The sequence below is a fragment of the Paraburkholderia sp. BCC1876 genome, from assembly GCF_902833695.1.
Taxonomy (GTDB): domain Bacteria; phylum Pseudomonadota; class Gammaproteobacteria; order Burkholderiales; family Burkholderiaceae; genus Paraburkholderia.
In genome coordinates, this window is the sequence record NZ_CADFGI010000001.1 from 154,198 (window position 1) to 172,627 (window position 18,430).

The 18,430-nt window shown below is 62.9% G+C and carries 13 protein-coding genes and 1 pseudogene; 5 read left to right on the top strand and 9 right to left on the bottom strand.

The genetic code is table 11. The features are described from left to right. Nucleotides 1–267: 267 nt before the first annotated feature. Nucleotides 268–612: pseudogene (locus HWY05_RS00590) on the top strand (helix-turn-helix domain-containing protein); the annotation flags it as partial. A gap of 202 nt (nt 613–814) precedes the next feature. Here the strand turns inward: HWY05_RS00590 and HWY05_RS00595 are convergent. Both HWY05_RS00595 and HWY05_RS00600 read right to left on the bottom strand, forming a co-directional pair. Further along, nucleotides 815–958, bottom strand: coding sequence for a hypothetical protein (locus HWY05_RS00595; protein ID WP_176057065.1), 144 nt, complete (start codon nt 956–958; stop codon nt 815–817). Then, nucleotides 930–1,637: a hypothetical protein gene (locus HWY05_RS00600; RefSeq protein WP_176057066.1), complete on the bottom strand. Its 708-nt coding sequence runs from the start codon at nt 1,635–1,637 to the stop codon at nt 930–932. Before HWY05_RS00600 ends, HWY05_RS00595 begins: the two co-directional genes overlap by 29 nt. 118 nt (nt 1,638–1,755) lie before the next feature. On the opposite strand from HWY05_RS00600, the gene HWY05_RS00605 reads away from it, so the two are divergent. Next, on the top strand, nt 1,756–2,649 hold the full coding sequence (locus tag HWY05_RS00605; protein ID WP_176057067.1) for a LysR family transcriptional regulator: 894 nt from the start codon (nt 1,756–1,758) through the stop codon (nt 2,647–2,649). A 94-nt stretch (nt 2,650–2,743) separates the two neighbouring features. Here the strand turns inward: HWY05_RS00605 and HWY05_RS00610 are convergent, their stop codons facing one another. Then, nucleotides 2,744–3,019 (bottom strand): hypothetical protein, encoded by a 276-nt coding sequence (locus tag HWY05_RS00610; protein WP_176057068.1) that lies wholly within the window; start codon nt 3,017–3,019, stop codon nt 2,744–2,746. 16 nt (nt 3,020–3,035) lie between these two features. Here HWY05_RS00610 and HWY05_RS00615 point away from each other — a divergent pair, with 16 nt between their 5' ends. Next, nucleotides 3,036–3,317, top strand: a complete 282-nt coding sequence (locus tag HWY05_RS00615) for a VUT family protein (protein ID WP_244146517.1) — start codon at nt 3,036–3,038, stop codon at nt 3,315–3,317. Here HWY05_RS00615 and HWY05_RS00620 read toward each other — a convergent pair. The 6 genes from HWY05_RS00620 to HWY05_RS00645 form a co-directional block, all read right to left on the bottom strand. After that, nucleotides 3,289–4,185, bottom strand: a complete 897-nt coding sequence (locus HWY05_RS00620) for a methyltransferase domain-containing protein (RefSeq protein WP_176057069.1) — start codon at nt 4,183–4,185, stop codon at nt 3,289–3,291. The genes HWY05_RS00615 and HWY05_RS00620 overlap by 29 nt on opposite strands. Further along, nucleotides 4,175–4,411, bottom strand: a complete 237-nt coding sequence (locus HWY05_RS00625; RefSeq protein WP_176057070.1) for a hypothetical protein — start codon at nt 4,409–4,411, stop codon at nt 4,175–4,177. The genes HWY05_RS00620 and HWY05_RS00625 overlap by 11 nt, the downstream gene beginning before the upstream one ends. After that, a complete protein-coding gene (locus tag HWY05_RS00630; protein WP_081936159.1) occupies nt 4,378–4,962 on the bottom strand; it encodes a helix-turn-helix transcriptional regulator in 585 nt (194 codons plus the stop codon). Before HWY05_RS00630 ends, HWY05_RS00625 begins: the two co-directional genes overlap by 34 nt. A gap of 170 nt (nt 4,963–5,132) precedes the next feature. Next, nucleotides 5,133–7,451: a penicillin-binding protein 1C gene (gene pbpC / locus HWY05_RS00635; protein ID WP_244146518.1), complete on the bottom strand. Its 2,319-nt coding sequence runs from the start codon at nt 7,449–7,451 to the stop codon at nt 5,133–5,135. Nucleotides 7,452–7,539: 88 nt separating this feature from the next. Beyond that, nucleotides 7,540–12,768, bottom strand: coding sequence for an alpha-2-macroglobulin (locus HWY05_RS00640; protein WP_176057071.1), 5,229 nt, complete (start codon nt 12,766–12,768; stop codon nt 7,540–7,542). A gap of 156 nt (nt 12,769–12,924) precedes the next feature. Continuing rightward, complete coding sequence (locus HWY05_RS00645) at nt 12,925–13,836, bottom strand: LysR family transcriptional regulator (RefSeq protein ID WP_176057072.1); 912 nt, start codon at nt 13,834–13,836, stop codon at nt 12,925–12,927. A 181-nt stretch (nt 13,837–14,017) separates the two neighbouring features. Here HWY05_RS00645 and HWY05_RS00650 point away from each other — a divergent pair, with 181 nt between their 5' ends. Next, nucleotides 14,018–17,464 carry a molybdopterin-dependent oxidoreductase gene (locus HWY05_RS00650; RefSeq protein ID WP_176057073.1) on the top strand — a complete coding sequence of 1,149 codons (3,447 nt, stop codon included), beginning with the start codon at nt 14,018–14,020 and terminating at the stop codon, nt 17,462–17,464. A gap of 23 nt (nt 17,465–17,487) precedes the next feature. After that, nucleotides 17,488–18,423: an ornithine cyclodeaminase family protein gene (locus HWY05_RS00655; protein ID WP_176057749.1), complete on the top strand. Its 936-nt coding sequence runs from the start codon at nt 17,488–17,490 to the stop codon at nt 18,421–18,423. Nucleotides 18,424–18,430: the final 7 nt, after the last annotated feature.

Consider the following 18,430-nt stretch of genomic DNA (forward strand, 5'->3'; position numbering starts at 1 on the left):
TAAATAGAAGTTTCGTATCGCACTGGCGGCGACCGATTTGCCGCCGAATGTATGCGCCTGCTGTGAAAGTCAGCGATGTAGCCCGTGATGTCGCGCCGGGCGAGTTCGTGGCTGGCGTACTCCTACATGTGGGTTGACATAATATAAATTATCAACAATCTGTCTGTAGCAGCAATATGAGAATGTCGTGTTTCAGCAAGATACAGATGTCGTGTTTTGCGGCTGGTGCCATGCTCGGCGTTTCCGGTCTGATTGCGGGAGCCCGTCATGCGTGCAGCCGAACTGGTGACACTGAACATGCGCGAACTCGACCGGTTGAAGGTAATCCAGGCGATTGTCGAGATGGGACTGAAGCCCGGCCGTGGGGCTGAGCGCCTGGGACTGAGCGTGCGTCAGGTCGAGCGGCTGGTGATCCGCTACCGGGCCTCGGGCGCCGCCGGTCTGTGCTCAGGGCGGCGCAGCCGTCGAGGCAACCGGAAGCTGGACGAAGGACTGGCGGCGCGTGCGCTGGCGATCATCCGTGAACGCTATGCCGATTTCGGGCCGACGCTGGCGCGCGAGAAACTGCGCAAATGTCACGGGCTGATGGCGTCCAAGAAAACGGTGCGACAACCGTCGCGCGTCGGGTTCGCCGTCACGAACCAGTCAGGGGCAGGCGCCGAAGTCGAAGGAGCGCAGGACCGGCACAAAAAAGCAGCGCGAAATCACGGTTGAGGATCTGAACACCGCGATTGGCAAAACAGCGGCCAGCCTCCAGGACTCCGTACTCAGAACCTCGTCATCCGGTTATGGGATTTATCAACCGGGTGCGAGGTCAGGCATCCACACCGGTCACGATCTCGCTAAAGGCAAAAATCGGCCAATAGCCGACTTGCCCCGGCACAATCGCATCGCCGGAAAGCGGCCATTCGCCGGGAGCGTAGGAAACATTACGGCTCGATAAACAGAAACCTTGCATATCTTCCGCTTCCGTAATTCTCGGGCATTCGACATTTCTGGTAGCACTGTACCAACCGGAAACCGGCCTTCTCACGATCTGACTCATCGCCTTCCTGAGACCAGATACCGTAACTTTTCTCTGCGAGAGTGACGAGAAAGTTCCTCTCCCCTCCCGAGAGCGTTGAGCGCTCCAGCAGATCGCACACGAGATTTGCAGTCACCACGCCAAACAGGCGGCGCTGTGCACGAGAGTCGAGCGCAACCATGAGTTGTATCGCCTCTGTGAATATTTCCTCGCCCTCCTGCGCTGACCGCTGCAACGTGATCGCAGGCAGAGCAAGCGCAGTGATATAAAACTGGTCCTGCTCATCGAAGCTGTCGAGTCGTACAGTCGAATCCTGAGCTTTCACGAGTACGGCTTGTTGACGTTTCACACGCGAACAGCAGGCAAGAGACGCGTGCGGATGTTCATGTCCCAGCTGTTCCAGATAACGTATTCCGTTCTGCCAGTCACCCAGGTGCTCGCCGAATACATGGGAAGCGAGCGCCGCCAATTCAACGAGATCTGACTCGCCCATCGGGGACGATAGCCTTGTCCAGAGCCTCTCAGCAACACCCTCAGGCTTCTTCGTATGGTCCTGCCAGTCCTGCTTCAAGGCTTGACGAAGCAATTCGTCGTTCATCGGCATCGTATTCATACACACCTCCCGTTAGATTGCCTAAATGGTAGATTCGAGGCTGGTGTGCGTACAGCGCATGTTTTACAGGTATAAGTTGCGTTCAACGCATCTTTATGAAGGAGCCATAGCGAACTATATGGATCTCAACCTGCTACTCGCGCTGAAAGCGCTGATTGAAGAGGAAAGCGTGTCGCGTGCAGCGATCAAACTTAACCTGAGTCCGTCGGCGATGAGCCGAAGCCTTGCTCGCGTCCAAGATGCTTTCGGCGATAAGGTCCTGGTTCGAGCAGGAAAGAGAATGGTGGTTACGGAAACAGCACGGCACCTGAAAGACCCGCTGGACCGGATCCTTCACGACGTCGGATTGCTGCTTGGCAGGCAACAAAAAGCGATCGCGACGGAGAGAGTCGTCAATATAAGTGCTAACGATGGATTCATTGACTCGTTTGCCGTGCACCTCATTGCAGAAGCGCACGAGGTCTGGCCGCTTGTGAAGATCCGTTTTTCGCCAAAACACGAAAAAACCCCTGAGTATCTTCGCAGCGGCGACCTCGATTTCGAAATCGGGGTGGTCGGCAACACCGGTCCGGAAATCTTGATTAGAAAGCTGTTCGATGACCGTATGGTCGGTGTCTGCAGGAAGGGACATCGACTGGCACGACGCAAAATAACACTCGACACCTACCTTGCCTTTCCGCACATTAGCGTGTCCCGTAAAGGTCGATTTCATGGGCCGATCGATGACGCGTTGAGGGTTCAGGGGCTGACACGGAACGTAATCGCTGTTGTCCCGAGCTTCAGTTCGGGTATTGAACTCGCCCAGCGTTCTGACTGGATCGCTCATGTTCCTGAAAAGCATACAGTCCAGTCCCGGCGCGACGTTGTGACCTTCAAACTGCCGATAGTCACACCAGCTTTAGCCATTTCAATCATGTGGCATCCCCGGTTTGAACACGACCCGATTCATACCGGGTTGCGAGACATGATCGTGAAAGTCTGCAGGCGGATCACTGGGGCGTCGGTGGATTGATACTTGAACGTAGGTGGCGATCAGTGAAGCCACAGCCGTGCTGGTAATGAGGGGGCTTGACGTGGGCTTACGCGGCGCCGTGAAAAGCGGCGCGCTACAGGCGGGAGTCGGCCTGGGTGCCGGCCGGTCGGCACGACGTAGAGATGCCCGGCAACGAACCGGACATATCAACTGCGACGAGTATTTCGTGCAGTCCGCTCGCCGCCTGGTCATCGCAGCTCTCCAACACCGTCTGCGCAGCTCGCAGGATCGACATGCGGGAATGCAGACGCCTTTCACAGTCGGCAACGTAACGTGCAAATTCGATAGGCTCGTCGACAGACAGTCGATCAATCAACTCTCGATCATCCTTCACGATCAATGGATTCATTCTTGCGAAACTGAAGATCCGCTTCAACGGCAAGAACCTCTGGCTGCGGACGATCGTGTCGACGCTGTTCGCCGAATTCGTCTACTCGTATGTATGCAGCTTCATCGCTTTCCACAACAACCTGCAGGTGATCGATCTGATCAAGCTGCAGTTCATGATGGTCACGATCAAGGTCATGTGGGAAGTCGTTGCGACACCGCTTCTGTATGTCGCCTCGCACGTGCTGAAGAAGCGCGAAGGGGTCGATGTGTACGACTATTACACCAACTTCAACCCGTTCTCTCTCGCGGTGAAGTGAGCTCGCGCGTTAGCGCACGCCGCACCGGGCCGACGGTGCGGCGGCCTGGCATAGCGCCAACGCTGGCGCATTCTGCCGCCTGGTCGTGCCGCTCAGCGGCGCGCAACCATGAAGAGCCGTTCGAATGGCAGCGTGCATGAGCCATCGTCGTTCTGGTAGTGGCGCGCCAGATGGCTCGAATAGTTCTGGCAATACACCTCGAACGACGCGGGATCGAGCATGCTGCTGACCGGTCGAAGCGGCGCGCGCCCTTCGCCCACTCGACGAGTCCTTCGACGCCGCTGAACGTCAGCTCATAGGTCGAAGTCCAGATCTCACAGGTTACGCCGAGCGATGCCATGATGGCCGCATATTCATCCGCACCGAGCACAGGAGCCTGCCTGAGCTTTCCCTGCAACCTGCCCTTCCATTCAGCCGTCCCGGCAACCGCAAGGATTGCCGTATAGAAAGGCGTGCAGAACATGTTCGGCATCTGGATCGCAAGCGTTCCTCCCGCCGTCAACATCGCGCCCAGTCGCACCAGTTGACGGGGGTGATCGGCGATCCACTGGAAAGACGAGCCGAGGTAAAGCAGATCGGTTCCCTCGTCGGCCTCGAATGTTTCGATCAGGCCGGTACGCCATTCGACGTCGGCCGCCGGTTGCAACTGGCGGGCCTCGTCGATCAGCGACGCGGACGAATCGATTGCATGGATGTCGGCGTGGGGATAGCGCCGGCGCAATGCAAGCGTCGAACAGTCGCCTGAACCGCACCCCAGATCCGCGATTCGGCTCGGCTCGCCGTGAATTTTCGCGATCAGTTCTTCGTTGGGCCAGTTGCGTTCCAATGCGAATAGCCTGTACTGATTCGCGTCCCATTCAGTCACCACGCCGAATCTCCCGCACTTGCCCCAACTTGCGATAATGGCCCTTCAACAGCGGGACGGATTCGAACTTTGCATCGGCAAAGTGCAGAGTTTCCCGTTGCTGTTTCCTGATGTAGTTGCCCACCATGATCCTGCTGTCGGCGGCCTGAATCAGGAACATCTCTCCTGCGGAGAAGTCGGCCTCGTAATCGACAATCAACAGATCATCGGAGCGAATAATGGGCGCCATCGCACGGAAATTTTCCACTCTGGTTGCGTAGAGCGTCGATTCCGCCAGTGTCGTGTCGACACACGATGGGTCCGAAGCAAACGCTCGTTGGTTTCACCCTTGCGCCGTTGCCTGTCGAGCGGTTGATCGGCCCGCAGTTGCGCCGTAGTGACAGAGAAGAATTCGGCGACAAGCGCAAGTGTGGCGTCCGTAGGCGTGGCCGTGCGTCCGAGCAAAATATTGTTGATCGCCTTCTGCGATACGCCGGTTAGTCTGGCGAGTTCGCGTTCACTGACGCAAACGTCATCCATCAGGTATCGCAGCACATGCGCTGTGGACTGAAGCAGAACAGGTTCGGTATCGGTGCCGGCCAGGTCCGATGCAAGGTCAGCCGGGCTCACACCGAAAAAGTTGCCCAGCACCCTGAGCGTCGAGGCGCGAGGGTTTGACGCGCCGTTGACGAGCGCCTGCAGCGCAGACAGTGTGATGCCACTGCGCTTCGACAATTCATTGACGCTCGCTATACCGTGTCGGCGCATCAACGTTCGGATGTGTTGGGCGATGGTGCTCAACGTGGCTTCCTGGCAGGATGATTATCTCGTTCGCATGATAAGTGAAAACGGCTACGGCTTGACGCACATTCTGAACACCGCGTTGCATGTACGAGGTTCGACGACACGCTTCGAAATGACAATGACTTCACCTCAAGGTCTTAACGCTCGAACCATCGTTCCGCAGCCTCCTATCTCACCTCGACCGTCACCCGATCGTAACGCCCGCTTTCGTCGAACGCCGTAATCGCATAATCACCCGGCTGCGGAAACTGCACGGTCCACCCACGCCCCGCCGCAGCACGACCGACCAGCATTCCGTTCACGAGCCAGCCGACCGTGCCGCGCGCACCATTTACACCCAGACGCACCTGTGGCGGCGCAGCGCCGTATGCGCGCTGAATCACTTCCCCGGCACTCGCGCCGGTAATCGCCAAACGCCCCGCCCCACCCGTCTGCGGTGCACACCCCGGCGCCCAGCGTGGTGGATCGAGACGCCGGCTGCGCTCATCGAGCCACGGTTCGAGCACCGCGGGCCATAACGGACTTTCGGCTTCCCGCAACGGATGATTCGTGCAGTCCGACGTAGCCCGCAATCCGCTCACGGCGTCGACGGTGTAACGCAGAATCGGTTCGCCGCCGCGCACCGGATCGGGAAACGTCGGCGGCGCCACGCCACCGAGCAGCCATGCCCGACGCTGCGCGGCACACAAGTTATCGGGCTGCGTGTCGACCGCATTGCCGAGCGGCCAGCAGATCTGCGTCTGCGTCACATCCGGCGGCGGTTCGCGATGCAGCGTTGCGACCGCGTCGGGCAACGCCGCGAAGACGCTCATCATCAATGGCGTCGCCGCGTTGGCGCCGAAATAACCGGGGTTCGGCGTGCCGTCAGGCCGTCCGATCCACACGCCGACCGTGTAGCGATCCGTCACGCCGACGGCCCACGCGTCGCGAAAGCCGAAGCTCGTCCCGGTCTTCCACGCAATGCCGTGCGGCGCCCCGCGTTCTTCGATCGCGCGCCCCAACGGGCCGCCCGTCTCCAGAATATCGCGCACGATAAACGCCGCGCCCGCGCTCATCATCCGATGCTCGTCGCGCGGCGCATCGGGCGTGAGACGCGGCTGGCCCGCCATGCCGCCGCGCGCGAGCGAAGCGTACGCGCCGACCAGGTTCTCGAGCGTCGTATCGGCGCCGCCGAGAATCACCGCCAGATTCGGCGTGGCGCCGCGTGGAAAGCGTAGTGTCAAACCGCCCTGACGCAGCTTGCCGACGAAACGATCTGGGCCGTACTGGTCGAGCACCTGCACCGCCGGCACGTTCAACGAGCGTGTCAGCGCTTCCGAGACGCTCACCGCGCCGCTGAACGATTGCTCGAAGTTGCCCGGCTGATAGCCGCCGAACGATTGCGGCACATCGGACAGCAGCGACTCCGAATCGATGATCCCGGCGTCGAGCGCGAAGCCGTAGAGAAACGGCTTGAGCGTCGAACCCGGCGAACGCCACGCGCGCACCATGTCGACGTGGCTGGCGCGTTCGAGATCGCCGAAGTCGGCCGAACCCGCATAGGCGCGAGTCTCGAGCGTCGCGTTGTCGATGACGAGCGCCGCGCACGACGCATGGCGCGGCAACGTGCGCACCCGCTCGAGCAGCAGCGCCTCAACGGTGCTTTGCAGATCGGCGTCGATCGTGCTCGTCACGTGCAGTTTGCCGTGCGCGCCGCGCTTCAGGCGCTCGGCCAGCAACGGCGCCAGCATCGGCTCACGGATCGTCTGCGCGTAGACAGGCTCGGTCAGCGCATCGGCAATCACGGCAGCCGGCCAACGATCCGTCATCCGCTGCAGCACCTTGTCGCGCGCGTGCCGGGCACGCTCGGGAAAACGGTCGGGGCGCAGCAGCGACGGCGCCTGCGGCAGCACCGCGAGCATCGCGGCCTCCGCATGGCTCAGATTCGAAGGCGGCTTGCCGAGATAGGCGCGGCTCGCCGCGTCGACGCCTTCGAGCACGCCTCCCATCGGCGCATAGTTCAGATACAGCGTGAGGATTTCGCGCTTCGAGAAATGGGCCTCGAGTTGCAGAGCGCGCAGAACCTGGCGCAGCTTGCCGGTCAGTGTGTGCGGCGTCGGGTCGATCACGCGCGCGACCTGCATCGTGATCGTCGAGCCGCCGGACACGATGTGGCCGTGCAAGGCCCACTGTGCGGCAGCGCGCACGAGCGCAAACGGGTTGACGCCCGGGTGCCACCAGAACGCGCGGTCTTCGTAGCCGATCACGGCCTCGACATAGAGCGGTGAAACCTGGGCGAGCGTGATCGGATTGCGCCAGATGTAAAGCTTGTCGGGAAACGCGCGCAGCGGCGTGCCGTCGCGCGCCGTGACGATCAACGAAAACGGTGCCGAGCGCCCCGGCGTCGGCAGCGGACAGAGACGGTCGGCGACTAGAGCCAGCACGCCGACACCGACGGCCGCGGCAAGCGCCACACGCACCGCGCGCGACGCCCGAGCCCAGCCCAACACGCGACAAGCGCGCGCCCGGCCACCTGCCCAGCATGAACGTGCCGGCACTACCACGCGGTCCCCGTCGCTCGACACTGCCGCTACCTCAGTTGACCGTCGCAGTCGAAGCAGCGGACGAAGTCGCCCTCGCGCTGGCCGGTTCCGCCGCCACGGCGCGCGTCGCACTCGCGGCAGCAACGGGCGCCGGCGCAGCGCTGTCGACAATCGTCATCTTCGTCTGCGGATCGAGCACGCCGAACACCTCGGGCCGGTACATATCCTGCGCGAAAAGCGGCGGCACCGTGTACTGCCCGGGCGTCACGACGCGCGCGCGGTAGAACAGATCGAGACTGCCCCAGCCGAGTTTCACCGCCGCCACGAAGCGATCGTCGCGGAACTCGACGTGCTGGATGCGGTTGCTCTGCATCGCCTCGTTGACATTGATGCCGTCCACCTTGAGGCTATCGCCGTTCTCGCCTTGCACGAGGTTCGCGTTCTCGATTTCGAGGCCGGCCGGAATCCGGTCGACGACGATGGCGGACGCCGTCACATAGCTCGCCGCGCTCGCGTGAAGATGGACCAGCACCGTATCGCCGATTTTCAGCGTCTCGTTGCCGAGGGCCGTGCCGTCCGCCTTCCGATACTCGCGGGTCAGCGAGATCTGCGGCACGCCGCTCGCGGGCTGCGGCGTGTGCACGGGGCTACCGCTCAACGCCAGTTCCACGAACAGGTGTTGATCCGACGGATTCGTCACGGTCAGCCCCTGCGCGAACTCCGTCGCGCTGACGTCGGCGAACTGCGTCGCCACGCTGTCGACGCTGCGCGTGCCGCTCGCGCTATCGATCGTCGCGCGCCACGGCTTCGGCTCCTCGGAGGCCAGTGACTGACCCAGACGGAACAGCGCGAGACGCTCCTGCGTGCTGAAGTAGTACGAACCGCGCGCTGCCATCTCACCCTGCACGCGGCCGAGCAGCGTCGCCGCCTGCGGCGCCTGGATGTTGTCGCGCCTGAGCAGCACGAATTCCATCGCCTGGTCGCGCAGATTGCTGCCGTAGTCCCACCACCAGTAGCCGCTCCGGCGCTCGACCTTGAGCCCTTGCGCAATGGCCTGCTGGCCGCGCGCGTTGTCGCCCATCAGGTTCAGCGCGATGCCCAGTTCGACCAGCGAGAGCCCCGAGTTGGCGTACACGCGCTGATCGAACAGCAGACGCAGCGTCGCGAGCGGCGCCTTGCGTTCGTGCGCGAGCACGTACGCGGCCTGCACAAGCGCTTCGTACGAGCGGTTGTTGCGCGTCACGTCGTCGATCAACTGGCGCAGCGTGTCCGGGGTCACGTGCGTGGGCAATGGCGTGATCTGCGCGCTGCCCTCCTGCAAACCGCGCAGCAGATAAGCGGTCGCCTTGCTGTAGAGCGCGTCGGGCACCGCGAAACCTTGCGCGCGTGCGTCCTGGAGGAAGCCCGTCACATAGGCGGACAGCCAGAAGTCGTCGGGCGTGTTGCCCCACAGGCTGAAACCGCCGTGCGCCGACTGGTAGCCGCCCAGCTTGCCGAGCGCGAAGTCGATCCGCTGGGCGCGCTCCTCGCGGGTGTAGACCTTGAGGCCGTAGCGCTTCGCCGCCGCCTCGTCGACGTAGAGCCACGGATAGGCACTGCTGGTCGCCTGCTCGGCACAGCCGTACGGATATTCGAGCAGCCACTTGACGGCCGCCTTCACGTCGACGGGCGGCGTGTTCGAGACGAACAGATGCGCCGACAGCGAGCCCGGATACAGACCCGCAATGGCCGGGTCGCGGATCGTGAGCGTCGCGCCCGGGTCGATCGTGTAGCGCAGCGTCTGTTGTATCGACGGGGTCGGCGCTTCCACTTCGAGCGCGTAATGACGCGTCAACGCCACCCCCGCGCCCTGCACCGCGACGTCGATGGCATGCAAGCCTTGCTGGTCGCCGGCATCGACGTCATAGCGCAGCGTCACTTTCTGCTGCGGACGCAAGGTCACGTCGCGCGAGCCGTTCTGCACCGTGAGACCGTCCTGCGCCTTCACGTCGATCCTGAACGTACCGGCGCCGCCCGTGAGGTTCTGCACGTCGAGGGCGAGCGTCGAGTGATCGCCAAAGTTCAGATAGCGCGGCGTCGACAGCTCGGCGATTACCGGCGCGGCGACGACCATCTCCTGGCTCTGGCTACCGAAGCGGTCAGCGGTTGCGACGACCGCGGCAAGCCGCAGCGTGCCGTTGAAGTCGGGCAGCGTCAGCGGGATGTCGGCTTCGCCGTTTGCATCGAGCGTGATGGGGCCGGTGAACAGGTCGACGAGCTTCACCTTCTTCGGCAGATCCTGGGTCGACTTCGGCGTCGTATCGCCGCCCCATTTCAGCTTGCCCTTCTTGCCCGCCAGCTTCTCGATCAGACGACCGTAGATGTCGTGCAGGTCCGCGCCGTATTGCAGCTTGCCGAAGAACCCCTGGAACGGATCGGGAACCGGGAACTTCGTGATGTTGAGAATCCCCACGTCGACGGCCGACAGCGTCAGCATCGCGCTCTGTCCTTTCGCCGCCGGCACCTTCACCTTGATCTTCACGACGGTCTCGGACTTGACCTTCGCCGGCGCGTCGATCGACACGTCGAGCCTGCGGTCCTGGCGCTCGAGCGGCAGCGCAATCAGACCGAGCGCGCGCGCCGGCGTGACCAGATCGCCTTCGTTGCCGGGGCGCAGCACCATCACGTTCACATACAGGTCGTGCCGCTGCCAGGCCGGCTCGACCGGAATGTCGACCGTGCTGCTCGCGCCGTCGATCTTCACGCGCTTCGTCCACAGCGTGCGGTCACCGTCGACCGTGATCAGCGCGCTACCGGCGTGCGGTGGCGTGATCGTCAGATGCGCGGTGTCGCCGCTGCGGTACGCGTCGCGATCGAGCTTCAGCGTCACGCGGTCGGGACGCTGGCCGGCCTGCTCATTGGTCTGCGCGTTCCAGCCCGCATAGAAGCGATAGCGCTGCGTGAGGCCGGTTGCCGCGTCGAACAGTTCGAGGCGATAGCGGCCGTATTTGACCGGCACGTGCAATTGCCCGCGACCGCCCGCCGGAATATCCAGCACGCCCGTGTACATCAGCTCGTCGGTATCCGTGAAGCCGGAGTTCCAGCCGCGCTGGTCGTCGAAGCGCCAGTAGTAGTCGCGGTTCTCGCGGAACATCCGCACCTGCAGGCCCTTGGCGGCTTTCGGATTACCGGTCTGATCGACGCGGATCACTTCGAAATCGGTGGGGGAGTTTTCCGGTGCGTAGTCGCCGGTGAACAGCGGACGAACGGCGGTCAGGACCGGCGCCGGCCAGATGGTGCGTTCGAGATTGCGTACCACCGGGCGGCCGCCCGATTCGAGCAGGCTCAGCGTAGCCCGTACCGTGACCGGCGAATGCGCGTCTTTCGCGGGATCGGCGGGAATTTCAAAAGAGAGCTTGCCGTTGTCGTCGAGCGCCTGGTCGTCGAGTTGCTGGCGCGCATGCAGCGCGTCGTCGTTCGCGTCGCCGAACTCGAAACCCGGATAGCGTGCGTTGAGCGGATTCTTATCGCGCTCGAACTCCGCGACGCCGAGCAGACGATTGCCCGCCGCCGGCGCACCGTACAGGTACATGCCCGTCACATCGACGTGGAACGCCTGCCCCGGCGCGAGCACCGCCGACGGACTTGCCAGGTCGAGCTTCATGCGCTCCGGCAGGAATTCCTCGACCTTGAACTTCACGGTCGCATTCGGCGCCTTGCTGGCCGGGTCGTTGCGCAACTCAAGCGCCCAGCCGCCGGTAGGAGCGTCCCCAGGCAGCGTGATCTTCTGCTGGTAGTAGCCGGGACGCCCGGCCACCGGTTGCCAGGTCGAGACGAACTGCGTCTTGCCGTCGGCGCGCCGCAGCGTCGCCTGCAACGGCTGCGGCGGTACGGGCCGGCCGTCGGCGTCGCGCGCGAGCACCGACATCGTGAAGGTCTCGCCCGGCCGGTACAGGTCGCGCCCACTCCACGCGAAGAGCCGCACCAGCTTGTAGTCCGACCCGGCGATGTCGAACTCGCCGAGATCGAGCGCCGCTTCGTGCACCGATAGCACCGACATCTGCCCTTCTTTCTGCGCCAGCACGAGGGCGGCGCCGTCGGGCTGCTTCGCGAACGACGCGTGTCCGTCACCGTCGGTCTGCCCGCGCCCGAGCACCTTGCCCTGTCGGTCGAGCCAGGTGATGTCCACGTTCGATACGGCACTGCCGTCGGTCAGCGAGCTGACGAAGGCTTCGGCCGCGTGATCGAAAAGCCGCAGATGCAGCCCGAGGTCGCTGACGTAGTAGTAGGTGGTCTGGTATTCGTAGCGGAAGCGCCCCGGCTGCGACATCACGGCGACGTAGATGCCGGGTTCCTGCAGCGCCTTGATCGTCTCGACCGGCAGATAGGTCACGCTGCGCCGGTCGGTTTGCTGCTCGGTCAGGAAGCGCCCTTGATAGACGCTATCCGCCATCTTGTGGAGGCCGTCGAGCGACCAGAGCGATACCGCGCCGTGCAGATCGCTGTTCAGATCGGGGTCGCGGGATTGATTGCTGTTGTCGCCGGAATCATCGTCGTCGCCCGACGAGGGCGACGGCTGCTTGCGCGCGAGCATCGCATCGATGAAGCGCGGCAACTGGTCCGGCCGCACGCGCATGAACTGCACGTCGACTTCCGGCACATTCACGGTGACCACCGGCAGGCCGCCGCTCTCCTTCGCCGGCAGCACCATGCCGCGGCTCGCGAAATAAAACGCGGGCGAGACGGCGGGCGTGTTGATCGAATAGCGGACTTCGCGGCCGAGCTTGCGACCGTCCTTGCCGGTCAGCGTGTCCTGAATCTGCACGACGTAGTGCGTCAGCGGCTCGACGTGCGGGAAGTAGAGTAAGCGCGGATTGTCGCCGACGACCCATGCGCCGGAGACGGCCACGCCACCCGCGAGATCGGTCAGCTTCTCCGACGTGCTGACTTCGCTCGCCGCCGATGCGCCTTGCGCACTGGCGGCGCTGTCGTCGCTATCTTCGCTATCGGTCGACGCGGTCGTTTTGGCGTTGCCTTTCGACGGCATCTTGAAGACGCGTACGACCTTATCGTAATCGGTGCCCGCATCGAGCGGCTGTGAAAATGTCAGCGCCAACGCCGGGTGTCCGTCGAGCTCGCGGTTGGCGGCGTCGATCACCGTGAATGGCGTGTTGGGATCGGAGGCTACGTCCGCTTCTTCCGCGTGGCCGCCATGCAGGTAGCGCACCATGGCCCAGATCGCCAATGCGGCGACGATCAGCAGGAAGGCGGCGGCGAGTCCACGTTTGTAGTTCTTCTTCATACGACCCCTGGTCGAATTCGCTGCGGGCGCTAGAGTGGTCGGCGCAGCATTTTTTGGCAAGCGACTTTAGCATGCGTGGAAGGCGTTACGACGAGTACCTGTGCGCAAACACCTTCAACAAGACGGAAGGGCAAAGCGGCGTGATTAACGGTGCGACTACTGCGCGGTCTTTCTCCACGACCGAAACAGATCGAGCAGGACACGACACGGCGTCGACATCGCACCGCCCCTCCGCCAGACTGCGCCGACATCCATGGTCGGCACCGTCACGCTGAGATCGCGGCGACTAATCCGGTTTCCCTCCAGAGACCAGGGTCGATAGACCAGATCCGAAAGGATCGTGACACCCTGCCCGAGCGCGACAAGACTTCTTACCGCTTCGATCGATTTGCTCTGCATCCAGACATTCGGTGCGACGCCGTAACTTCCCCAGTACTTGCCGACCGTTCGCAGATGCTCGTCCATGTCCAGAAGCAGATAGTTCTCGCGCGCAACATCTTCGAGTGTGACCCGTTGCGCCTCTTGCAGAGGATGGTCAGGGGAAGTCCACAACCGGCGGGTAAAGCGAAGAATCGTCTCGTACTTCAGGGTTTTGATTTCCGCCGTGTTCGACACCAGCAGGAGCGCGATATCGAGGCGATCGTCGACGAGCATCTCCTCAATGACTTCCCGCTCGCGTTCGACGATGCTCACACTCAGGTTGCCGAAACGTTGGGCAATGGCGGAAATCAGCGACGGCATCAGGTAAGCCGAGATGGTTTCGGTCACGCCGATCCGGACATGTCCCGAGATCTGTTCTGGATCTTCCTGTGCCGCGGCAACGGCGCGCTCGACCGACACCGCCGCGTGTTGCACATGGCGCAGAAATCGCTCTCCCGCCTGGGTGAGCCGAACCCCTTTCGAATGACGCTGAAGCAGCGTCACGCCCACCGCATCCTCGAGTTTCTTCAACGCGATCGTCATGGACGACTGGGACACCGCGCAAAGGTCGGCCGACTGGGAAATCTTCCCGGTGTCGGCGACGGAGACGAAGTATTCGATCTGGCGAAGCGTGATGGATGTGCTCACGGGCATGAACCTGGAAAGGCCGGGCAGTGATAGAACAGCACTGCCTCGAAGACCGGACAGTACATCGGATCGGGCCGCCTGATATTGATCCAATATATATCAGGCTATCAAAAGTATGAATTTGTCATGATCATTTCGGCTTCCTAGCATGCCGTAATCATGAAGCGGACGATGCGAACGAATGGATACGCAGGAGAAAAAGGGGTTTTGCACGCTGTGCCGGTCGCGGTGCGGCACGATCAATGTCGTGCGTGGCGACATGATGATCAAGGTACAGCCCGACCCCACGCATCCGACCGGCCATGCGATGTGCATGAAAGGTAAAGCCGCGCCTGAACTGGTGCATAGCCCGAACCGCGTGCTGTATCCCATGCGGCGCACGCGCCCCAAGGGTTCGGCCGATCCCGGCTGGCAGCGCATCGGCTGGGACGAAGCGCTGTCCGAGATTGCGGAGCGCCTTGCGCATTTCAGGCGCGAGAACGGCGCCGAGTCGGTTGCGTTCGGCGTGACCACGCCGAGCGGAACACCGATGAGCGACAGCATCGACTGGGTCGAGCGATTCGTCTGGTTATATGGAAGTCCGAATATCTGCTACGCGACCGAGATCTGCAACTGGCACAAGGACAGCGCCCATGTCTTTACGTTCGGTTGCGCAATGCCGACAGCGGACTACCAGAACGCCGAGCTCATCATTCTGTGGGGAAACAATCCCGCCAACACCTGGCTGGCCCAGGCCGATGCGATCGCAAAGGGTCGCCGCAACGGGGCACGGCTGATTGTCGTCGACCCGCGGCCGACAGCGCTCGCCCGCGAAGCGGACCTCTGGCTGCGCGTCCGCCCGGGAACGGACGGGGCGCTCGCGATGGCGATCGCGCGACAGATGATTGCGATCGGCAACGTCGACGATGCCTTCGTCCGGACATGGACGAATGGCCCGCTGCTGGTGCGTGCCGATACTGGCCGGTTCTTGAGGGAACGGGACATCGACAGGCACGCATCGAACAACCGGTACGCAATCTGGAACCAGGCGCTCGATCGGCTGGAACTGGTCGGCGAAGAGGTCGGCACCACGCCTTTCGATCTGTTGATGTCGGGCACGCGTTACGTTGCGATCGATGATTCGACCGGCCGCCGGACCGAGGTGGCGTGCACACCGGCATTCGACCTCTATGCGAGGGCGCTCGACGACTTCACACCAGAACATGCGAGCGCGATTACCGGCGTCAGCGCAGACGACATCATCAAGGCCGCCGAGATGCTGAAGCCGCGCCAGCGTATTGCGTATCACGCGTGGTCTGGGGTTGGCATGCACACCAACGCCACGCAGACGGAGCGCTCCATCGCGACGCTGTATGCGTTGACGGGCGCGTTCGACACGCGTGGCTCGAATCGGGAACTGAAGAAGCAACCGGCCAATGTGGTCAGCAGCTACGCGATGCTGAATCCGCAGCAGCGTGCGAAAGCGCTCGGCCTCGACGAGCGGCCGCTCGGGCCACCTTCGCAGGGTTGGGTGACCGCGCGCGATGTCTATCGGGCCATCCTCGACGGTGAACCCTATCGGATCCGTGCGCTGGTCGCATTCGGCACGAACATGGTGATGTCCCAGGCGGATGGCGGCATCGCCCACGACGCGCTCTGCGCGCTCGACTTCCACGTTCACTGCGATCTCTTCGAAACGCCGTCGTCGCGCTATGCGGACATCCTGCTGCCCGTGAACACGCCGTGGGAGCGCGAAGGGTTGCGGCTCGGCTTCGAGATCAACGAGCGTGCGGTCGAACTGATCCAGCTCAGGCAGCGCATGGTGCCGCCGAGGGGAGAAAGTCGCGCGGACTACGACATCGTCTTCGATCTCGCTGTACGTCTCGGGATGGGTGACGCGTTCTTCGGCGGGAGCGTCGAAGCGGGATGGAATCACGTGCTCGAACCGCTCGGACTGGACGTCGCATCGTTGCGCGCCCGTCCGGAAGGTGTCGACAGGCCATTGGTCCAGCGCGAGCGGCAGTATGCGTCGCCGACGCCCGACGGCGCACGCGGGTTCAACACGGAGACCCTGCGCGTCGAGCTGTATTCCGAGAAGCTGCATCGCCACGGCTACCCGCCCGTTCCACACTACGTGCCGCCGCAACACGGCCAGGACGGGGACGCGAACAATCGCCGCCGTTTCCCTTGCACGTTGACCTCGATGAAGAACGGCTACTACTGCCACAGCCAGCACCGCGGTCTCCCGAGCCTGCGTCGCCGCGCACCGTATCCGGTCGCTGAACTCAACGACGCGCTGGCGGCGGAACACGGCATTGTCGACGGTGACTGGTTCCTGATCGAAACGACGAACGGCTCGGCGCGCTTCAAGGCGCGTCTCGTCGCGGAACTCGCGCGGGACGTGATCGTCGCCGAATACGGCTGGTGGCAGGCCTGCGACGAGATCGGCATGGATTCGCTCGAAGCCGACGGTCAAAGCAACAGCAATTTCAACCAGCTCGTCTCGGCGGCAGTGCTCGATCCGGTAAGCGGCTCGTCGCCGCTGCGCTCCGTGCGTTGCCGCGTCCGGCGTGACCCGTCGATCGATCCGGCGCGTCGGGCGTGGCCGGGGCTGCGGGAATTCGTCGTGTCCGCCGTACGGCTAGAAGCGAGCGGCGTGCGAGCCGTCACGTTCCGGGCCGCGGATGGCGGCGCGCTGCCGGACTACCTGCCCGGCCAGCACGTGACCGTGCATATTCCGGCGCTCGGCGACGGCGGCACCACGCGAGCCTATTCCCTGACCGGCGCGGCTCGCGAAGACAACCGCCTGACCTACTCCATCGCCGTGCGTCATCAAAAAGGCAACACTCGCGACGGCGTGGCTTTCGAAGGCACGATGTCCTCGTACATCCACGGCGCTCTCAAGGTCGGCGACCCCGTACTGCTTGGCGCGCCCGCCGGTACGTTCATCGTGCCGCCCGCGTTGAAGCAGCCGGTCGTGATGTTCGCGGGCGGCATCGGGATCACGCCGTTCGTCTCCTATCTGGAGTCGATCCAGGATCTGGGCGACCAGGCACCGGAGTCGCGACTCTTCTATGCCAATCTGAACAGCCGGACTCACGCCTTCCGGGAACGCATCGAAACATTGAAACGGCGCTTGCCGAAGCTGGAAGTGGTCGACTGCTACAACCAGCCCAATGACGAGGCACTGGGCCACGATTTCCAGATGCGTGGCTACCTGACGGCCGACGTGGTCAGCGACGATCTGATCCAGCGGCGCGCCAGGTTCTATCTATGCGGCCCCGAGCCGATGATGCAGGCGATTACGTCCGGGCTGATCGAGCGTGGCGTGCCGCCTGTCGACATCTTCAAGGAAGCATTCCGGTCTCCGTCCCGGCCGGCGGCCGATCCGTCAAAGCGATTCGCCGTGCAGTTCACGCGATCGCATCGCACGGCCACCTGGACACCGAGCGACGGAAGCCTGCTGTCGTTTGCGGAAAACCTCGGGATCGCCATGCCGAGCGGTTGCCGCGTCGGGCAGTGCGAGAGTTGCGCGGTCAGGGTCGTAGCGGGAGAGGTCACGCATCTGAGCGGGCACGGACCGGACGAAGCGGAAATGTGTCTTGCCTGTCAGGCCATTCCAGCCACCGACGTCGTCATCGACGCATGAGTTCATTTGAGAAAAGGACTGACATGAAAATTTTTGACACCCTCGCGACACGCGAGGCCCTCGATTTCGAATCGCTGATCTCGCGTCTGAGACAAGCCTTTATCGACGGCTGTCATGTGCCGCTACGTCATTCGCACGTACTCAATACAGACAGCGAAAACGAGGGAACCGTTCTCGTGATGCCGGCGTGGCAAGACAACGGTTACCTGGGCATCAAGACGGTCAACATCTTTCAGGGCAACGCGAAACGCGGCATGCCCGGACTGCACTCGACCTATGTGCTGTATGACGGAAGAACCGGCGCCCCGCTTGCGCAACTCGACGGAAATGAAATCACGTCGCGCCGCACCGCTGCCGCTTCCGCCCTGGCCGCAACCTATCTGGCCCGCCGCGATGCCTCGCGCCTCGTGCTGCTGGGCGCGGGTCGGGTCGGCAGCCTGGTTCCGCTCGCCTACCGCAGCCAGTTGCCGATCGCGAACGTCGAGGTGTGGGATAGAAATCCGGAAGCCGTTGCCGCGCTGGTCGATCAATTGATCCGTTTGGGCTTCAATGCGGCGCCCGTCACCCACCTTGAAGCGAGCGTTCGTCGCGCGGACGTCGTGACGTGCGCAACGCTTGCGACGGAACCTGTCGTATTCGGCGAATGGTTGTCTCCGGGCTCGCATCTTGACCTGATCGGCAGCTTCACGCCGCGCATGCGTGAGGCAGACGACGCTTGTTTCCGGCAGGCGGAAATTTATGTCGACACGGACGAAGCGCCGCAAAAATCCGGCGACTTGCTCGGCCCGCTGTCTCGCGATGTCATGACGATCGGCAGCCTGAGCAGAACGCTGACGGCACTGTGCCGCAGCGAGGTCGAGGGGCGCGTCAACGACAGTCAGCGAACCGTTTTCAAGGCAGTCGGCACTGCGCTGGAAGATCTGGCGGCTGCCGTGCAGGTTTACGAAAAATCAAACTGAAACCGTG

Bases quoted from the DNA above. Each gene is read 5' to 3' on its own strand.
- HWY05_RS00595 (WP_176057065.1), bottom strand. From the start codon at position 958: ATGCAAGGTTTCTGTTTATCGAGCCGTAATGTTTCCTACGCTCCCGGC.
- HWY05_RS00600 (WP_176057066.1), bottom strand. From the start codon at position 1,637: ATGAATACGATGCCGATGAACGACGAATTGCTTCGTCAAGCCTTGAAG.
- HWY05_RS00605 (WP_176057067.1), top strand. From the start codon at position 1,756: ATGGATCTCAACCTGCTACTCGCGCTGAAAGCGCTGATTGAAGAGGAA.
- HWY05_RS00610 (WP_176057068.1), bottom strand. From the start codon at position 3,019: ATGAATCCATTGATCGTGAAGGATGATCGAGAGTTGATTGATCGACTG.
- HWY05_RS00625 (WP_176057070.1), bottom strand. From the start codon at position 4,411: ATGGCGCCCATTATTCGCTCCGATGATCTGTTGATTGTCGATTACGAG.
- HWY05_RS00640 (WP_176057071.1), bottom strand. From the start codon at position 12,768: ATGAAGAAGAACTACAAACGTGGACTCGCCGCCGCCTTCCTGCTGATC.
- HWY05_RS00650 (WP_176057073.1), top strand. From the start codon at position 14,018: ATGGATACGCAGGAGAAAAAGGGGTTTTGCACGCTGTGCCGGTCGCGG.
- HWY05_RS00655 (WP_176057749.1), top strand. From the start codon at position 17,488: ATGAAAATTTTTGACACCCTCGCGACACGCGAGGCCCTCGATTTCGAA.